Below are 16,602 nucleotides of genomic sequence, written 5' to 3' on the forward strand. Positions count from 1 at the left end.
CTACCGGCTCCACAGGAGCCTCGTGGCGCCACCTCCCGGCCGTCAAGTCCGCCAGGTCACCCGCCGGCCGCCTCCAATTGAAGCTGCCACCGCTCGGTGAACTCCCGCACCAGGGGCTCGTTCCGGTGCGGTTCGAGGCGTTTTCTGAAGTCCGCGAAGTACTCCTCGGCACGCCCCGAACGCAGCCCGCTCAGCAACGAGCCCGCCTCGCCCGCCGTGTGGCACGCCTCGTCCACGCCGCCCTCCTGCAACTGCCCGGTGGCCAGCAGCAGCAGTCCTATCGCGCGGCGCCGTGCCCGGGCCTCGGGGTGGCCGGCCAGCGCCTCGGACGCCCGCTTCTGCACGGCCCGGCCCTGGCCCAGGTCCCGGTGGCAGTGCGCCAGTTCGTCCGCGAGGTACGCGCCGTCGAAGTGGGCGACCCACGGCGGGTCGTCGTCCCGCTCCGCGTCGGCGCCCTCCAGCGCGCCCAGCGCCCCGGCCGCCGCGCGGCGACAGCTCTCACGGTCGCCGAGCTGCGCGTGGCCGCGCGCCTCCGCCGCCAGGAACAGCGCCCCGGCGCGCGGCGTGGCCACCCCGCGCGAGCCCTCCTGCGCGGCCCGGGCGAGCTGGATCACCTCGCGCGGATTGCCCAGTTCGGCCGCGAGATGGCTCATTCCGGCCGCCAGCACATAGCCGCCGAACGCGCGGTCGCCGGCCGCCTGGGCGAGCCGGAGGGCCTGGATGTAGTAGCGCTGGGCGAGGCCGGGCAGGCCGCTGTCCACCGCCATGTACCCGGCGAGCTCGGTCAGCCGGGCCGCGGCGCCGAACAACTCCCGGCCCACCGTGTCCTGGTAGGAGCCGGCGAGCAGGCCGGCCACCACGCTGTTGAGGTAGTGCACCACCACCGGGCGCACATGGCCCGCGCCCCAGCGCCGGTCGAGATCGACCAGCGCGGCGGTGGTCGCCCGCACGGCCGCCACGTCGGCGGCGCCGACCCGGGGGCCCGAGGTGCGGGCCACCTCGGCGTCGGGCGGGGTGATCAGCCAGTCCCGGCTGGGCTCCACCAGCGCGGCGGGCGCCACGTGCGAGCCGCCGGTGGCGTACGGGTGCTGGCTCTCGCCGCTCTCGCGTCTGACGACGTCGGAGTGGAACAGCTCCATGGCCTGCTCCAGGCAGTCGCCGAGGTCGGCGGCGAAGTGCAGGCCGACGGACGAGGTCAACTGCCGGGCGGTGCCCATGCCGATCTCGTCGACCGTCACCGGCCTGCCCAGCTTGCGACCCAGCGCCTCGGCGATGACGTCCGGCGCCCGGCCGCGCGGCTGCTGGCCGCGGATCCAGCGCGCCACGGACGTCTTGTCGTAGCGGAAGTCGAGACCGTGTTCCGCCGCGCACATGTTGACGCGGCGCGCCAGTCCGGCGTTGGAGCAGCCCGCTTCCCGGATGAGGGACAGCAGGCGCTCGTTCGGCTGGCGGGCGATCAGTGGTCTGGCAGTCATCAGCGGCTCCCTTGCTGACGGGCCGTGGGCCTGGCGGATTGGCTCTGACCCGGCAGATCACTGCCCGTCAGATGCCGGATCCATCCCGTATGCCCTGTCAGTGCACCGATGCGCCCCGCGTGCGGGCGGCGCCCGGGGTACCGATGACGGCGCGGCCGTAACCCATGCGGAGCAGTTGAGTTGTCATGGGCGTGGAAGAGACGAGCGGAGTCATCGCGGGAGTCGGCGCCCCGCCCATCCCCGCCCAACAGGGTGGAATCCTGCTGGAATCCGCCCTGCGATACGTCAGGGAACGGCAGTGGGACGTGCTCCCCGGAGCATGGCTGGAGATCGACAACGGAGCCATGCGCTGTTCGTGCGCCGATTTCCGGTGTGATGCGCCGGGCGCGCACCCCCTGCGCCGGGACTGGTCCGTGCTCACCTCGGGCAGCGCGATGATGATCCGACGGCTGTGGTCGCGTGAGCCCCGGGCCTCGATCCTGCTGCCGACCGGGCGGGCGTTCGACGTGCTGGAGGTGCCGGAGCCGGCGGGCTGTCTGGCGCTGGCCCGGATGGCGCGCACGGGCGTCGAGCCGGGCCCGGTGGCGGTCACGCCGGGCGGCAGGATGCAGTTCTTCGTGCTGCCCGGGAGCACGGCGGGCACGGACGAACTGGTGCGGCGGCTCGGCTGGTCCACGGCGGCGCTCGACCTGACGCCGCTCGGCGAGGGCTGCTTCGTGGCCGCGCCGCCGACCCGGCTGGGCCGGGGCGGCGTGGTGCGCTGGGTGAACGAGCCGACCCCGGCGAACCGCTGGCTGCCGGACGCGGCCGAGCTGATCACCCCGCTCGCCTACGCCTGCGCCCAGGAGAAGTGACCGGCCGCCCCCCGGGATCCCGGGGGGCGGCCGGGCGCGGCGCTCAGACCGACGCGAAGTCGCCGGTGCGGAAGTCCGCGACGTCCAGGACCAGGTCGGCCGGGGGCTCCTCGAACTCGACCGGCTCGTTGAACTGGCTCAGCTCCATCTCCATCTGCATGCCGTCGGACTCGCCGCTCAGCAGGAGCGGATAGGGCTCGCCCTCGGCGGCGACCAGGATCGTGGTGGTCTCCCCGGCGGAGTCGGTCCCGGTGATGGCGACGACCGGAACGCCGTTGTGCTCCGTCGGCCCCTCCGCCGCCGTCATCTCGTCACCGGAGTCGTCCCCCAGGTCGGCGAAGAGATCGTCGAGCGAGCAGGCGCCGGCCATCTGGGCCATCTCCGGGTCGCTGGTGGAGCCGTACAGATAGCTGCCGTCCAGCAGGCTGACGAGCGCGGGGTCGGCGGTCCCCATGCCGTTCGTCCAGAACTCGCTGTCCGGCTTCATCCAGACTTCCTCGCCGTCGCGCATGAGGATCTCCACAGAGCCCATGCCGGGCTGGGTGATCGTCCCCTCGCAGGACCCGGCGCGGTCCAGGTGCAGGTCCATGCCGAAGGCCGCGGTGTCGCCGAGCATGGTCATCCGCACCGAGTCGGCCGACAGAAGCGCCTCCTGGGCGCGGTCCGAGATCTCCTGGGGCGTCAGGCCCTCCAGCGAGCCCGCGTCGCCGCCGCCCTCGCCGCCGCCCGAGCTCTCGCTCTCCGTGCCCCCGCCGGGCTCCTCGAACGGCGAGGTGCCGTCGCCCCCGCCACAGGCGGCCGTCAGTGCCACCAGCCCCGCGACCGCCACGGCCGCGCGCATCCGGCGTGCCATCGATGCCATCGTGCATCCCCCTTGTGAACATGTCCCCGATTTCCGCCGTCATCATCGCACAGCGATGCGACAACGCCCCGGCCGCTGCCGGAGGTCAGCGGGACGCCAGGGCGTCGCCCAGGAAGGAGCCGACGATCTCCCGCCATTCATCGGGGCGTTCGAGGTGAACGAGGTGACCGGCGTCCGGAACGTCCGCGTACCGGCCCCGGGGCAGGACGCGCACCATCTCCTGGGCCTCCGCGCGGCCCAGTTCGCCGTTCAGGCCGCGCACGACCAGCGCGGGGCAGCGCACCAGGACCAGTTCGTCCCAGTGCGCGTCGCGCACCCAGCCCTCGCGGGCCGCGAGCATCTGGCGGCGGGAGAACCCGGGGCGCCAGCCGTCGGCCCGCTCGGCCATCACCTCGGCGAAGAACTCGCCGCGCACCGGCCGGGGGCCATCCAGCGTGGGGTCCTCCTCGCCGAACCAGCGCCGGACATCGGCGAGCGAGGCGAACGGCAGCGGCCAGGAGGCGAGCCACTTGCCCCACTCGCGCCGCGACCGGGCGCCGAGCGCGGCGGCCCGCATGTCGCAGATCACCACGGCGCGCACGAGTTCGGGCCGCCGGGCGGCGAGCTGCCAGGCGGTCAGCGCGCCCATGGCGTGGCCGATCAGCACGACGGGCGCCAGGCCCAACTGCACCACCGCGGCCGCCGCGTCGGCGACGAAGGCGTCGCGGTCGAACGGGCCGGCCGCCGGCTTGTCGCTGCGGCCGTGGCCGCGCTGGTCGAGGGCGACGGCGCGGAAGCCGCGTTCGCCGAGCCAGCGGGCGGTGCCGGCCCAGTGCGCGGCGCGCCCCAGCAGGCCGTGGAGGAGCAGCACGGCGGGCCGAGCCCCCGTCGGCGGCTCGGCGAACTCCCATGCCGCGAGCCGGATTCCCCCCTGTCCGACCACGTCGAAACGCCGCACCATGCGTGCCTGCCCCCTTCCCCGGCCCCGGTCCCGCACCGCATATCAGGGGCCACGATATCGAATGCCAGTTCGAACATGGCGCGAATACCGCGCGCCGACCCCCGTTTCGAGTGACAGAAGGAGACAGAAGCTACGAGAAGGGGTGACCGCCCCGGAGGGCCCGGGGCCCCGCGGCGGTCACCGGGGTGGGTGCGGGCCGGCCACCCGGGGCGGCCGGCCCACCCGGTCTCCGCGCGCCACGCGCCTCACCCCTTGGCGACGAACACGTGCATGGCCACGTCGTGCGCCAGCTCGGCCGCCTCGCCCCCGCTGCCGACCTGCACCGCGCCACCCGGCCCCGCGGTCACGCTCACCGAGGCGCCCGGCTGCACGCCGGCCCGGCGCAGCGTCTGCATCACCGCGGGGTCCGTCTGGATCGGCTCGCCGATGCGCCGGACGACGACCGTCTTCCCGCCGTCCGCGTCGAGGTCGGCCAGCGCGACCATGCCCTCGCCGAGGAACGGGTCCGGGTCGCCCTTCTCGCCCAGCTCGGCCAGGCCGGGAATCGGGTTTCCATAGGGGGACTCGGTGGGGTGGTTCAGCAGCTCCAGGACGCGGCGCTCGACCGCGTCACTCATGACGTGCTCCCAGCGGCAGGCCTCCGCGTGCACCTGCTCCCACTCCAGGCCGATCACGTCGACCAGGAGACACTCCGCGAGGCGGTGCTTGCGCATCACCCGCTGGGCCAGCCGCCGTCCCTCGTCGGTCAGCTCCAGATGCCGGTCCCCGGCGATGGTCAGCAGGCCGTCCCGCTCCATCCGGGCGACCGTCTGGCTGACCGTGGGACCGCTCTGCTCCAGCCGCTCGGCAATGCGGGCACGCATCGGGACCACCCCTTCCTCCTCCAGCTCCAGGATGGTGCGGAGGTACATCTCGGTGGTGTCGATGAGTCCGGACATAAGTGCCCCTAGATATCTCGTGCGGTGGCCCTGCTCCAATTCTGACGCACCGCGCCGACAACGGATCCCGTTACGGGCGACCGGATGCCCGCGTATTGACATCGCAGTGGTCTGGACCACTACGGTGGCCCCAGCGGAAACGCCTCCGCCCCGTCACGGTCAGCAAGGGGACGCACCACACATGAGCGAGAGCACGCTCGCCGGCCAGTTCTTCGACGCCGCCATCGGCCTGCTGCGCGACGCCCGGGAGAGCCAGGCGGCGGCCATCGCCGGCGCCGCCGACCTGATCGCCGGCACCGTCACGGCCGGCGGCAAGCTGTTCGCCTACGGCGCGGGACACTCCTCCCTCCCGGCGCAGGACCTGGTCTACCGGGCCGGTGGCCTGGCCCTGGTCAACCTGCTCACGGTGCCCGGCACCACCGGCGTCGACGTGACCCCGGCCACCCTCGGCAGCGCCCTCGAACACGTCGGCGGCCTGGCCGCGGCCACCCTCGACAGCAGCCCGGCCGCCGCCGGCGACCTGCTGATCGTCATCTCCCTGTCCGGGCGGAACACGCTGCCGGTGGAGCTGGCCCGGCACGCGCGGCAGCGCGGGCTCACCGTGCTCGGCGTCACCTCCGTCGCCTACGCCACGGCGACCGTCTCCCGGCACCCCTCCGGCACGTTCCTCAAGGACCACTGCGACCTCGTCCTGGACAGCGGCATCCCGGTCGGCGACGCGACCCTCACCGGCGAGGGGATCGGCGCGCCCTTCGCGCCCGCCTCCACGGTGGTGACCTGCGCGCTGCTCCAGGCCGCCGTCGCCGAGGCCGCCGGCCGGCTGGCGGCCGGCGGCACCGAGCCGCCCCTGCTGCGCTCCGCCAACGTGGACGGCGGCGGCGAGTGGAACGAACGCGTCTTCGCCGAGCACGCCGACCGGATCCTTTGGCGACGCTGACTCCGGCGGCGCTGACTCCTGCGGCGCTGACCGGCACCCGCCGCGGCGGCTCAGCACGCCCCGGCCAGCCGGCCCATGTCCACGGCCGCGGCCACCCGCAGCGCCACGTCCTCGCCGTACGCCGCGTCGGCCCGGTCGAACGGGCGCCGTCCCGCCCCGCGCAGGAACGTCACCACCCCCAGTCCGCGGCCCCGGCTGCGCAGCACCACGCACAGCGCGTGCTCCGCCTCCTTGGGCCAGCGGTGCTCCACCGCCCACCCCGACCGCGCCACACCTCCCGTCGCGCGCACCGGCACGCCGCGTTCCAGCGCCTGGAGCGCGGGGTGGCCGGGCCGGTAGCGCACCGCCACCCCGGGCGGCGCGGCCGCCCCGGGGAACGTGCCCGGGCTCTCCGCGATCCGCACCAGCCCGGGCGCCTTCCCGGCGATGTCGAGCAGCGCGTGCTCGGCGAACCCGGCCAGCGCGTAGTGCAGATGGAGCACCGCGGCCTCCATCGGGTCCTGGCACTCGCCGGCGGCCCGCGCCGCGCGGCTCAACTGCCCGTCGCGGAACGCCCGGCGCGCGGCGTCCCGGGCCACCCGTCTGGAGCGGGTGACGTCCTGGAACACCCAGGCCACCCCGAGCGGCGCCGGCTCACTGGTCAGCGGCGTGCCCAGCCGCAGGAAGCCGCTGAGCAGGCAGCGGCGCGGCCCCCCGGCCGGCGGCGCCGGCACGCCGAACCCGTCGTCGTCCGAGCCGTCGTCCAGCAGCGTCAGCCACAGCTCGACCGGCACGTCCGGCGCCTGGCCGGCCAGCGTGTGCTCCAGCGCGCTCTCCAGTTCCTCGATCCCCGGGCCGAAAAACTCCGCCAGCGGCTCGCCGAGCATGTCCACGGCCGTCACGCCGAGCGCCCGCGCGGCCTGCTCGTTGGCCGCGACCGTGCGCAGGTCGGCGTCGGTGATCAGCACCGCCCAGGAGGAGTCGGCGAGCAGCGCCTCGCTCAGCGCCAGGTTCCGTTCGAGGTCGAGCTGGGCGTGCACCTCGCTGAACGCGCAGTACACGCCGGTGGGGTGGCCGTCCGCGCCGCGCACGGCGGTGGTCTGCGCCCGGACCAGCACGCGGCCGCCGTCCCGCCGCAGCAGGGGGAACTCCTGCGCCTGGCGCGCGTCCGCGCCGGCCTCCGGCCGCAGCACGCCGAGCAGTTGGTCGCGGACGTCGGCCGCGTCGGCGTCCCGCACGGCCCAGCCGCCGAGCCCGTCGCGGCCCACGGCCTGCTCCCGGGACCAGCCGAGCAACTGCTCGGCCCGGCGGTTCCAGTGGGTCACCCGGCCGCCGGTGTCCACGGCGAACAGGGCGGCGTCCATGCCGTCGAGCAGGGCCGACAGCAGGCGGTCATCGGATACGAGGTGCGAAGCGAGGTGCGCGGACTGAGTCTCGGAAGTGGTCACCTGATACCCCCAGCACAGGAGAATGAGCGCCGGTCGCGTGCGCCGGACCATTCAACTGCATGGTGACGTCCGTCACATAGGGATTCATCCAATCTCGTTGCCGCACCGAAATTCGGTTGTGGTGTCCCCGGGGCCCCGCCTAACGTACGGGGTACACGAGAAGGGAGGTGGTTCGGCAGATGTATGACAACCGGACGCGTGAGGTGACTGCGGCCTAGCGGTCGCGTCCCACGTGGCGCCGGCACCGCCGGCCAATCCCATGCAGTCACCCGATCCGCGGGCCGCCGGTAACGTCCGGCCGGCTCCCCGGCGGGCGCCCACCGCGCCCCCTGGGGAACCAGGCCCGCGGATCGCTTTTTTATGCCCTGCCGCCGCCCCGGCTCAGGGGCACAGCCGCTCGACGGCCCAGCCGCCGGCCTCGCGCACATAGCGCAGCCGGTCGTGCAGCCGGTTCTCCCGGCCCTGCCAGAACTCCAGCGACTCGGGCACCACCCGGTAGCCGCCCCACTGCGGCGGCGCCGGCACGTCCTCGCCCTCCGGGTAGCGCTCCGCCAGCTCCGCGTACATCTGGTCCAGCCGGTCCCGCGAGGCGACCGTGGACGACTGCTCGCTGGCCCACGCCCCGAGCTGGGAACCGTGCGGCCGGGTGCGGAAGTACGCGGCGGTCTCGGCCCGCCCGGTGCGCTCGACCGAGCCCGAGACGATCACCTGCCGGGCGATGGGGTGCCAGGGGAAGAGCAGCGACGCGAACGGGTTCGCCTCGATCTCCTGGCCCTTGCGGGAGCCGTAGTTGGTGAAGAAGACGAAGCCCCGCCGGTCGAACTGCTTCAGCAGGACCGTGCGCGAGCTGGGCCGGCCGCCGGGGGTGGCGGTGGCGACCACCATCGCGTTCGGCTCGTGGAGCCCGCCGGCCACGGCCTCGGCGAACCAGCGCTCGAACTGCTCGAACGGGTCGGCGGCGAGGTCCTTCTCGTCGAGCCCGGCGTCGCGGTACCGGGCGCGCATCGAGGCGGGATCGAGCTGAGGGCTGGGGAGGCTGTCGGCGTTCTCGGCGTGGGACACGCGCCATATCTTGCAACATACGGCTGACAGTGGTGGACGCAGCGCGATATTGCCCCGAGCTCTGCGGCTCGCGGACACCCACCGTTAAGGTGACCGCCTGACTTACCGCGCTTACCGTGCACAAGGAGCAAGCTGATGTCCGATTTCGTGCCTGGGCTCGAAGGTGTCGTCGCGTTCGAGACAGAGATCGCCGAGCCGGACCGCGAGGGGGGCGCGCTGCGGTACCGGGGCGTGGACATCGAGGAGCTGGTGGGGCACGTGCCGTTCGAGCAGGTGTGGGGCCTGCTCGTCGACGGCTCCTTCACCCCCGGGCTGCCGCCCGCCGAGCCGTTCCCGATCCCGGTCCACTCCGGCGATGTGCGCGTCGACGTGCAGTCCGCGCTGGCGCTGCTGTCGCCCGTGTGGGGGCTGCGCCCGCTGCTCGACATCGACGTCGCGCAGGCGCGCGAGGATCTGGCGCGCGCCGCCGTCATGGCGCTCAGCTTCGTCGCGCAGTCCGCGCGCGGGGCCGGGCTGCCGATGGTGCCGCAGCGCGAGATCGACAAGGCCGACGGCATCACCGAGCGCTTCCTGCGCCGCTGGCGCGGCGAGCCCGACCCCCGGCACGTGGCCGCGCTCGACGCGTACTGGACGTCCGCGGCCGAACACGGCATGAACGCCTCGACGTTCACCGCCCGCGTCATCGCCTCCACCGGCGCCGACGTGGCCGCCGCGCTCTCCGGCGCGGTCGGCGCGATGTCCGGGCCGCTGCACGGCGGCGCGCCCTCGCGGGTGCTCGGCATGATCGAGGAGATCGAGCGCACCGGCGACGCCGAGGGCTATGTCCGCCGCGCGCTGAACGCGGGCGAGCGCCTGATGGGCTTCGGGCACCGCGTCTACCGCGCCGAGGACCCCCGGGCGCGCGTGCTGCGGCGCACGGCGCGCGAGCTGGGCGCGCCGCGGTTCGAGATCGCCGAGGCGCTGGAACGGGCCGCGCTGGCCGAGCTGCGGGAGCGCCGCCCGGACCGGGTGCTGGCCACCAACGTGGAGTTCTGGGCGGCGATCGTGCTGGACTTCGCCGAGGTGCCGGCGGCCATGTTCACCGCGATGTTCACCTGCGCGCGGACGGCGGGCTGGTCGGCCCACATCCTGGAGCAGAAGCGCACGGGCCGGCTGATCCGCCCCTCGGCCCGCTACGTGGGACCGCCCGCGCGCGCCCCCCGGGATGTCACCGGGCACGCGTAGTCTCGCCAGATGTGAACCACACGTTTTTCATCGCCGACGTCTTCACCGAGCGCGCCTTCGGCGGCAACCAGCTCGCCGTCCTCCCCGACGCCCGGGGCCTGTCGACGGACCAGATGCAGGACATCGCCCGGGAGTTCGGGTTCTCCGAGACGAGCTTCGTGCTGCCGCCCGAGGACCCCGCCCACACCGCCCGCGTGCGGATCTTCACCCCCCGGGCGGAGCTGCCGTTCGCGGGCCACCCCACGGTGGGCACCGCCGCGGTGCTCACCGCCCGGCGCGGGGTGGCCGGGCCGCGGCTGCTCTTCGAGGAGGGCGTCGGCGTGGTCGCCGTCGACGTCTCCGGCAGCCATGCCCGGCTGACGCTCACCGCCCCCTACGAGACGCCCGGCCACGCCCCGGACCGGGCGGCGGTGGCGGCGGCGCTGTCGCTGTCCGGGACGGACATTCTGGACTGCTGGTTCGGGGGCGTCGGCCTGCGCTTCTGCTATGTGCGGCTGACCGGCCCCGAGGCCGTGGACCGCGCCGTGCCGCGCGGCACCCTCGGTGACGCCTGGGCCGACACGCTGTACGTCTTCGCCGGCGAGCACCGCGACGGCGGCCGGGTGTACTCCCGCTGCCTGATCCCCGACCACCCCGAGGATCCGGCCACCGGCTCGGCCTCGGCCGGTCTGGTGGCGGCGCTCTGGCACCACGAGCCGCACCCCGACGGGACCCGCACGCTGCGCGTCGAGCAGGGCGTGGCGATGGGCCGCCCCAGCGACATCGAGGCCACGGCGACGGTGGAGAACGGCCGCCTGGCGTCGGTCTCGGTCGGCGGCCACTCGGTGATCGTCGCCGAGGGCACGCTGTCCGTGCCGGAGAGCGCCTAGCTAGGACTGACGAGCCGACGAGCCACACCGGGAGGGGGACACCATGGACACGCCCGACACCGACGCGCTGCCCGCCGCCACCGCCGCCGTGCTGGCCAGGCTCGACGCCCACGCCGCCGACGACACCGACCCGCCCCCGATCCCCGCGCCCCGGGGCCCGTTGGCCGCCGTCGCCGCCTGCTTCGACCTCACCGAGTTCGAACGCGCCGTCCTCCTCCTGGCGGCGGCCGCCGAACTCGACGCCACCACCGGGCCTCGCTGCGCCGCGGCCGCTGGCGACTGCGAACGCCCGCACCCCACCTTCTCCCTCGCCCTCGCCGCCCTCCCCGAGCCGCACCGGAGCGCCCTCACCCCGGTCGCCCCCCTGCGCCGCTGGCGCCTGATCGAACTCGACGACGAGACCCGGCTCACCACCACCCGGCTCCGCGTCGACGAACGCGTCCTCCACCTCATCGCCGGCACCCCCTACCTCGACAGCCGCCTCCACGGCCTGCTGCGCCGCACCGCCGCCCCCGCCGAGGCCGAACTCCCCGACGCCTACCGGCGCGCCGCCGACGCCGTCGCCGACGCCTGGACCACCGCCGGGGCCGGCGAACCACCGCTCGTCGAACTCGTCGGCGGCGGCCCCCAGAGCCGCGCCGAACTCGCCGCCGCCGCGGCCCGCCGCGCCGGCGACGACCTCGACGCCACCGAGCTGGACTGGCGGGCCGGCCTCGTCGAGGCCCGCATCGGCCTCGACGAACTGGGCCGGCGCATCGAACCCCAGGCCACCTGGGACGAACTCGTCTTCCCCGAGGGCCAGCTGACCATCCTCCGGGAGATCGTCGCGCACGTCAGGCAACGCGGCACCGTCTACCAGGAGTGGGGCTTCGAGTCCGTGCTGCGCCGCGGCCTCGGCGTGACCGCCCTGTTCGCCGGCGGCTCAGGCACCGGCAAGACGCTCGCCGCCGAGGTCCTGGCCAACGAACTCGGCCTCGACCTCTTCGTCATCGACCTCTCGCAGGTCGTCAGCAAGTGCATCGGCGAGACCGAGAAGAACCTCCGCCGCGTCTTCGACGCCGCCGAACGCGGCGGCGCGCTGCTGCTGTTCGACGAGGCCGACGCCCTCCCGTCCAGGCACCCCACGCCCTCGGCACCCTGCGCGCCGGCCGCGACCTGGGCGCGGTCAGCCTCCCCCACGAGCCGATGGAACGCGAGGCCGAGGCCGGCGCACACTCCGTCGAAGCCGATGTGGCCCCGACCCCGGCCGTCACCCCCGGCTGGCTCCGCTACGCCACCGTCGACGCCGACCGCGACCGGACCGAACGCCTCGACCCCGCCACCCTCGTCGACCGCCTCACCGCCGACATCATCCGCTCGCTGCGCGGCGACCCGACCGACGCCTCGGGTCGCGTCCGCCTCCAGCTCGCCCGCTTCTCACCCGAGGTCGAGCAGTCGGTGCTCGACCGCCTCGAACAGCGGCTGCCCACCCCCGACTGGGAACGCGTCATCGACCTCGTCGACGACGTCGAGGAGAACGGCTCCCTCGGCCCCGGTGTCTCCCGGGCCCCGGAGCCCATCGAGGACTTCATCGAGCAGTGGCACCGCGACCGGGAGCGGGAGGAACAGGCCGAACGCGACGACCGCGAACGGGACGAGGCGGTCGGCGAGGACGCCGAGCAACGCGAGGAGCAGGCGGAGGAACCGACCCCCGTCCCGAAACCCGAGCCCGAACGCGAACCGGAGCCTGATCCCGACCCCGCCCCCACCCGGGTGCCGCCATCACCCACCGCGGCGCCCCAGCCCGTGCCCGAGCCCGATCCCGCCGACCCGGCGCCTCCCGCGCCATCCCAGGCGGAGCCGGCTCCCGCACCCGCCCCGGAACCGGCGGCCGAGGCTCCCGTGGCCGCGCCGGCCCCGGTCCCCGCCGCCCGAGCGGCTGGCGGGGGCGGGGGCGGCGCGCCGGCGGGCGGCGGTGGACCGGCCACCGCCAAGAGGGAGGCTCCGCCGCCGGACGTCTCCCGGGCCGCTCCCGAGGCGGCGCTGGCGACCACGGGCGGCCTGAAGCCCCACCAGATGGCGCAGACCCTCCGCGGCGTCGACTCGGCCGTGGGCAACACGGTCGGCCAGGAGCGGACCGCTCTCGAGGAGTCCCCGCCGTCCATGGAACGGCCATCCCGTGCTCCGCAGACCCTCCAGGGCGATCCGACCGTCTCGCCGCCCGGTGAGTACACCGGCGACAAGGTCGAGAAACTGGACGCGCCGGCCGGCGAGACCCCCGAGGTGGAGGGCGACCAGGGCCCGACCGGTGAGACGCCCGGCGAGGACATGGAGCCGCCCGGCTTCTTCGAGACGGTCGGCGGGGTCATCGGCGGCCTCATGGGCGCCGTCGGTATCGATCTCGGCGGCCTCACCGACGCCCTTGGATCCCTCCCCACGACCGACGACGGGCTGACGGACGCGAAGGTCGGCCGCGCCGCCCCGGTACCGCTCGAAGACGACACCGACCCGGAGCGGACCGACGAGCAGCAGAGCGAACTCAAGGACAAAAGCACGGAGTTGAAGACCCAGGGCCGTCAGGACGCGGCCCAGCCGATGGGGGAGGACCAGATCTTCCCCACCGTGCCCGGCGAGACGCTGACCGGCGCGGTCGCCGGCGGCAAGGGCCAGGATCCACAACAGCAGGGCGGCGCGGCCGGCGGGCCGGCCAGCTCCCAACTCCCCGCCGACGTCCTCGGGGCCGTCGCCGAGCACGAGCAGGGACCGCAGATCCAGGCGGCGTTCGGCCAGGGCCAGGAGCGGATGCTCACCGAGAAAACCGCCAAGGACGAGGGCTTCCAGACCTCGCAGGCCGAGCACGACCAGCGGGTCCAGGCCGAGATCGAAGCCAACAGCAGCGAGCAGGAGAGCGTTCGCACCGGCGCGGCCACCGAGGTGGAGGACGCCCGCCAGCAGTGGCAGCAGGAGCAGGACGAACAACTCGCCGAGGTCGAGGAGGAGAGCGGCGCCGAGAACGAGCGGGTCCAGGGCGAGATCGAGGACAAGAAGACCGAGCCCGACGAGGAGGTGGAGACACAGACGGAGGATGAGAACGAACGGATCCAGACCACCAAGACCGAGGCCGAGGAGGAAGCCCAGAACACGCGCGACGAGGGCGAGGAGGAGTCGGGCAACTGGCTCAGCGAGGCGATCGACTGGATCAAGGAGCAGTTCAACAGGCTCAAGAACGCCATCGTCGACGTCTTCAACGCCGCGCGCGAGGCCGTCGTCGTCATCACCGAGGAGTTCAAGCAGACCGTCTTCGACCTGATCGACGCGGCGCGCACCTTCATCGTCACCGCGATCGACGTCTTCGCCGACATCCTGATCGGCCAGGGCGACATCCTCCTCGCCGGCTTCCCCGAGCTCCGGGACAAGTGGCGCGACACCATCAACGGCGCGCGCGACGCGGCGATCGACACGGTGAACGACCTCGCGGACGGCCTGAAGGAGCGGATCGGCTCCTTCCTCGACGACCTGGCCGCCGGCCTCACCGCCCTGCTCGACGTGCTGGAGGCCGGCCTGTTGGCCGCGGTGGACGTCGTCGAGGGCGTCGTCACCACGGCCATGGAGATCGCCGGCGGACTCCTCAGCGCCTACGGCGACCTGGCCGTGATCGCGGTCGACATCATGGCCGACCCCGGCGGCTGGATCGGCAAACTCGGCGCCTCGGCGGAGGACGGCGCCAAGAACCACCTCTTCAACGAGATCCAGAAGGGCGTCAAGCAGTGGGTCGCCGAGAAGATCCAGGAGATCCTCGGCCTCGACCAGGAGACCTTCCAGCTCCTCATCAACGGCGGCATGACCGCGGAGGAGATGGTCGAGATGGCCTGGGAGGCGGCCCTCCCCCAACTCCCGGTCATCATCGGCGAGCTGGTCATCACCAAGGTCGTCGCCAAGCTGATCCCCGGCGCCGGCTGGATCCTGGCCATCCTTGACGCCATCCAGACGGCGATCGGCACGCTGGGCGCGATCCTGCGCGCCTTCCAACTCGTGTTGGCCTTCCTGAAGGCGGTCAAGGGCGGCGGCGCCGGCAAACAGTTCGCCGTGGCCGTCGCGGCCGGCGTGGTGGCCCTTCTGGAGCTCATCTACCAGGCCCTGGTCAGCGGCATTGCCAAGTACATGGGCAAGGTGACCGGCCGCCTCAAGTCCCGCGCCAACGGCATGAAGCGCGACGGCGGTCCGAACGGCCGCGACGAACAGGACCGCCGCGAGACGGACCGCACCCAGCAGCAGGTCCGCCACGCCGAACAAACCATGCGGACCCCGCCCCCACCCACCCGCCCTCGCCCCCTCGCCGCCCAGAACCGCCCCGTCCCACCGAACGCCGTTCAGAGAACGAGCCGACCAATCGCCGTCGCGAGGACGAGGAAACCCCGCAACCACGCCGAACCTCACCGCGCCGCCCCCGCCCGGCCCCGCGCCGCCCGCGCCGGTCGCCAGAGGACCGGGCGCGCCAACGCGACCGCGCGACGGTGCGCGAAACCCTGGACCGCGTCCGCCGCCAGAACCGCCGCCGCGACGACCGCGACCGTCGTCGTGACGATGACCGGACCCGCCCCCGCGACCGCGCGCGTCCCCCAGGCCCCGATCGGAACCGCGGGAGACCACGCGACACCGTTCGTACCCGCGACGAGAACCGCCGCCGCCCTCTGAACAACGACGCCCGCCGCATGCGGGACGCCTACACGCGCCGCCGGGACCGGCTGCGGGAGCATCAACGCACCCGCGAGCAGCAGCGAAGGCGAGAGCGCGATGCCCGTCGCCAGCGGGAGAACTCCCCAGCGTCGAAGGACGATCGCCTGCGTCGCGTCGTCGCGCGGATCCGCCGCAGGATCACGCGCATGCTGAGAGCCGGAGTCCGGGGAGGGATCCTCCGCGGCGCGTTGGCGGCCATGCGGGTGTGGTACCGCCTCAGTCAGTTGGCCGTGCAAGGAGCGGATCGGTTCCAGATTCACGCTCGCCTCAATCCCGGCACGGTGGTGGTCGGCGGCGTGACCGTGGGAGAAGAGGAGATCCTTCGTTTCGTCCGGCAGGTGGCGAGTGAGATACTGGAAGCCGACAAAACCCGTCGCGGCGCGGATGACATTGGCAGACGGCAGCGCACCGAAAAACGGGTCATGAACCAGGCGACGGGCACCGTGGAGGACGTTCCGGTGTATCCGCTGCGCCGCGGCGTGAGTCTTGCCTCGTTGCTGCGGTACGCGAAGGACCGCTTGCCGTACCAGCCCGGTTCGAAAGAGATTATTTCTCTTCCCGGGGGCCAGGAGGTGCGGCGTCAGCAGTGGTGGAAGCCGATTCGTGAGCTTCCGCCCGAGGTGAACAAGCTTGTCTATGAGATGCGGGACCGAAAAAGAGTGGGGGCGCCCCTCAAGTACGACGAGCTGGCGCAACTGCTCAAGGCGGCTGGCCAGGGCGGAAAGTTCAGGGCCAGGTTGCTTGCCAGGCAGATCCAGCGCGCGATGCGGGGGCGGCCGGTGCGCGGTCCCGGTGCGACTCATGCCGCGTTCCACGCCGTCTTGATGGTGGTGCAGGAAGGACACCGCGATCCGGGATCTTCTCCTCTGGTGACCTCTGCCATGGCCATGCAGATTATGGCTCGAACGGGTGACGTCGACCAGAGCCTTGGGATATTCCGCCTGGGTTCAGCGGTTCTCAGCCTGGTATGTTCAGGCTTACCGACTATGTGGAACGCGAGGGGCGCGGGCAGGCGCTTCTGGGGCCGAATGGCCAGCCCGTCGGGCCAGGGCGGGAGGCGGAGGAGTGGCGGCGCCTGGTGGAGCGCGGGCGAGGCGTTCGGCGAGCGGCCGCAGGCAGAGACACGGCGTATGAGAACGCGCAGGAGCGCCGGCCGGCAAGCGAGATTCGACAACTCATGGAAGGGGTGGCCAGCGAAGCAGCGAGAAGCGCGAGTCAGATGGATCACGCCGAGCAGGTGATGAGGCGGGAGGTACAGATCATTGAGACGTGGGCGCGAGTACTCGACATCAAAGTGA

The 16,602-nt window shown here is 73.4% G+C and carries 12 protein-coding genes and 1 pseudogene; 7 read left to right on the forward strand and 6 right to left on the reverse strand.

Annotated features, from left to right (window positions below):
* Window positions 1-56: 56 nt before the first annotated feature.
* On the reverse strand, window positions 57-1,475 hold the full coding sequence (locus tag RM590_RS11210; protein WP_311704317.1) for a transcriptional regulator: 1,419 nt from the start codon (window positions 1,473-1,475) through the stop codon (window positions 57-59).
* Between the two features lie 185 nt (window positions 1,476-1,660).
* On the opposite strand from RM590_RS11210, the gene RM590_RS11215 reads away from it, so the two are divergent.
* Window positions 1,661-2,329 carry a bifunctional DNA primase/polymerase gene (locus RM590_RS11215; RefSeq protein ID WP_311704318.1) on the forward strand — a complete coding sequence of 223 codons (669 nt, stop codon included), beginning with the start codon at window positions 1,661-1,663 and terminating at the stop codon, window positions 2,327-2,329.
* Between the two features lie 43 nt (window positions 2,330-2,372).
* Here the strand turns inward: RM590_RS11215 and RM590_RS11220 are convergent, their stop codons facing one another.
* The 3 genes from RM590_RS11220 to RM590_RS11230 all read right to left on the reverse strand — a co-directional run bounded on the left by RM590_RS11220 (window position 2,373) and on the right by RM590_RS11230 (window position 5,069).
* Entirely contained in the window at window positions 2,373-3,182 is an 810-nt protein-coding gene (locus RM590_RS11220) for a hypothetical protein (RefSeq protein ID WP_311704319.1), read from the reverse strand.
* Between the two features lie 94 nt (window positions 3,183-3,276).
* A complete protein-coding gene (locus tag RM590_RS11225) occupies window positions 3,277-4,131 on the reverse strand; it encodes an alpha/beta fold hydrolase (RefSeq protein WP_311704320.1) in 855 nt (284 codons plus the stop codon).
* A 245-nt stretch (window positions 4,132-4,376) separates the two neighbouring features.
* The gene (locus tag RM590_RS11230; RefSeq protein ID WP_311704321.1) at window positions 4,377-5,069 is read right to left on the reverse strand and encodes a metal-dependent transcriptional regulator; all 693 of its coding nucleotides are present in this window, start codon (window positions 5,067-5,069) and stop codon (window positions 4,377-4,379) included.
* A gap of 181 nt (window positions 5,070-5,250) precedes the next feature.
* On the opposite strand from RM590_RS11230, the gene RM590_RS11235 reads away from it, so the two are divergent.
* Entirely contained in the window at window positions 5,251-6,006 is a 756-nt protein-coding gene (locus tag RM590_RS11235) for an SIS domain-containing protein (RefSeq protein ID WP_311704322.1), read from the forward strand.
* Between the two features lie 50 nt (window positions 6,007-6,056).
* On the opposite strand, the gene RM590_RS11240 is transcribed toward RM590_RS11235, so the two are convergent.
* The gene (locus RM590_RS11240) at window positions 6,057-7,433 is read right to left on the reverse strand and encodes a PAS domain-containing protein (protein ID WP_311704323.1); all 1,377 of its coding nucleotides are present in this window, start codon (window positions 7,431-7,433) and stop codon (window positions 6,057-6,059) included.
* A 381-nt stretch (window positions 7,434-7,814) separates the two neighbouring features.
* Window positions 7,815-8,438 carry a pyridoxamine 5'-phosphate oxidase gene (pdxH, locus tag RM590_RS11245; RefSeq protein ID WP_311704573.1) on the reverse strand — a complete coding sequence of 208 codons (624 nt, stop codon included), beginning with the start codon at window positions 8,436-8,438 and terminating at the stop codon, window positions 7,815-7,817.
* Window positions 8,439-8,630: 192 nt separating this feature from the next.
* Here pdxH and RM590_RS11250 point away from each other — a divergent pair, with 192 nt between their 5' ends.
* The 5 genes and pseudogenes from RM590_RS11250 (at window position 8,631) to RM590_RS11270 (ending at window position 16,545) form a co-directional block, all read left to right on the forward strand.
* Window positions 8,631-9,719 carry a citrate synthase 2 gene (locus RM590_RS11250; RefSeq protein ID WP_311704324.1) on the forward strand — a complete coding sequence of 363 codons (1,089 nt, stop codon included), beginning with the start codon at window positions 8,631-8,633 and terminating at the stop codon, window positions 9,717-9,719.
* A gap of 11 nt (window positions 9,720-9,730) precedes the next feature.
* Window positions 9,731-10,588, forward strand: coding sequence for a PhzF family phenazine biosynthesis protein (locus RM590_RS11255; protein ID WP_311704325.1), 858 nt, complete (start codon window positions 9,731-9,733; stop codon window positions 10,586-10,588).
* Window positions 10,589-10,631: 43 nt separating this feature from the next.
* Window positions 10,632-11,645, forward strand: a pseudogene (locus tag RM590_RS11260) (AAA family ATPase); the annotation flags it as partial.
* 128 nt (window positions 11,646-11,773) lie between these two features.
* Complete coding sequence (locus RM590_RS11265; protein WP_311704583.1) at window positions 11,774-15,262, forward strand: phage tail protein; 3,489 nt, start codon at window positions 11,774-11,776, stop codon at window positions 15,260-15,262.
* A 17-nt stretch (window positions 15,263-15,279) separates the two neighbouring features.
* Window positions 15,280-16,545 carry a hypothetical protein gene (locus tag RM590_RS11270; RefSeq protein ID WP_311704326.1) on the forward strand — a complete coding sequence of 422 codons (1,266 nt, stop codon included), beginning with the start codon at window positions 15,280-15,282 and terminating at the stop codon, window positions 16,543-16,545.
* Window positions 16,546-16,602: the final 57 nt, after the last annotated feature.

Source organism: Streptomyces litchfieldiae (genome assembly GCF_031845365.1).
Classification (GTDB): Bacteria; Actinomycetota; Actinomycetes; order Streptomycetales; family Streptomycetaceae; genus Streptomyces; species Streptomyces litchfieldiae.

Excerpts from the sequence above, each read along its gene's own strand:
- RM590_RS11210 (WP_311704317.1), bottom strand. The coding sequence starts at position 1,475 with ATGACTGCCAGACCACTGATCGCCCGCCAGCCGAACGAGCGCCTGCTG.
- RM590_RS11215 (WP_311704318.1), top strand. The coding sequence starts at position 1,661 with ATGGGCGTGGAAGAGACGAGCGGAGTCATCGCGGGAGTCGGCGCCCCG.
- RM590_RS11220 (WP_311704319.1), bottom strand. The coding sequence starts at position 3,182 with ATGGCACGCCGGATGCGCGCGGCCGTGGCGGTCGCGGGGCTGGTGGCA.
- RM590_RS11225 (WP_311704320.1), bottom strand. The coding sequence starts at position 4,131 with ATGGTGCGGCGTTTCGACGTGGTCGGACAGGGGGGAATCCGGCTCGCG.
- RM590_RS11230 (WP_311704321.1), bottom strand. The coding sequence starts at position 5,069 with ATGTCCGGACTCATCGACACCACCGAGATGTACCTCCGCACCATCCTG.
- RM590_RS11235 (WP_311704322.1), top strand. The coding sequence starts at position 5,251 with ATGAGCGAGAGCACGCTCGCCGGCCAGTTCTTCGACGCCGCCATCGGC.
- pdxH (WP_311704573.1), bottom strand. The coding sequence starts at position 8,438 with ATGCGCGCCCGGTACCGCGACGCCGGGCTCGACGAGAAGGACCTCGCC.
- RM590_RS11250 (WP_311704324.1), top strand. The coding sequence starts at position 8,631 with ATGTCCGATTTCGTGCCTGGGCTCGAAGGTGTCGTCGCGTTCGAGACA.
- RM590_RS11265 (WP_311704583.1), top strand. The coding sequence starts at position 11,774 with ATGGAACGCGAGGCCGAGGCCGGCGCACACTCCGTCGAAGCCGATGTG.
- RM590_RS11270 (WP_311704326.1), top strand. The coding sequence starts at position 15,280 with ATGCGGGACGCCTACACGCGCCGCCGGGACCGGCTGCGGGAGCATCAA.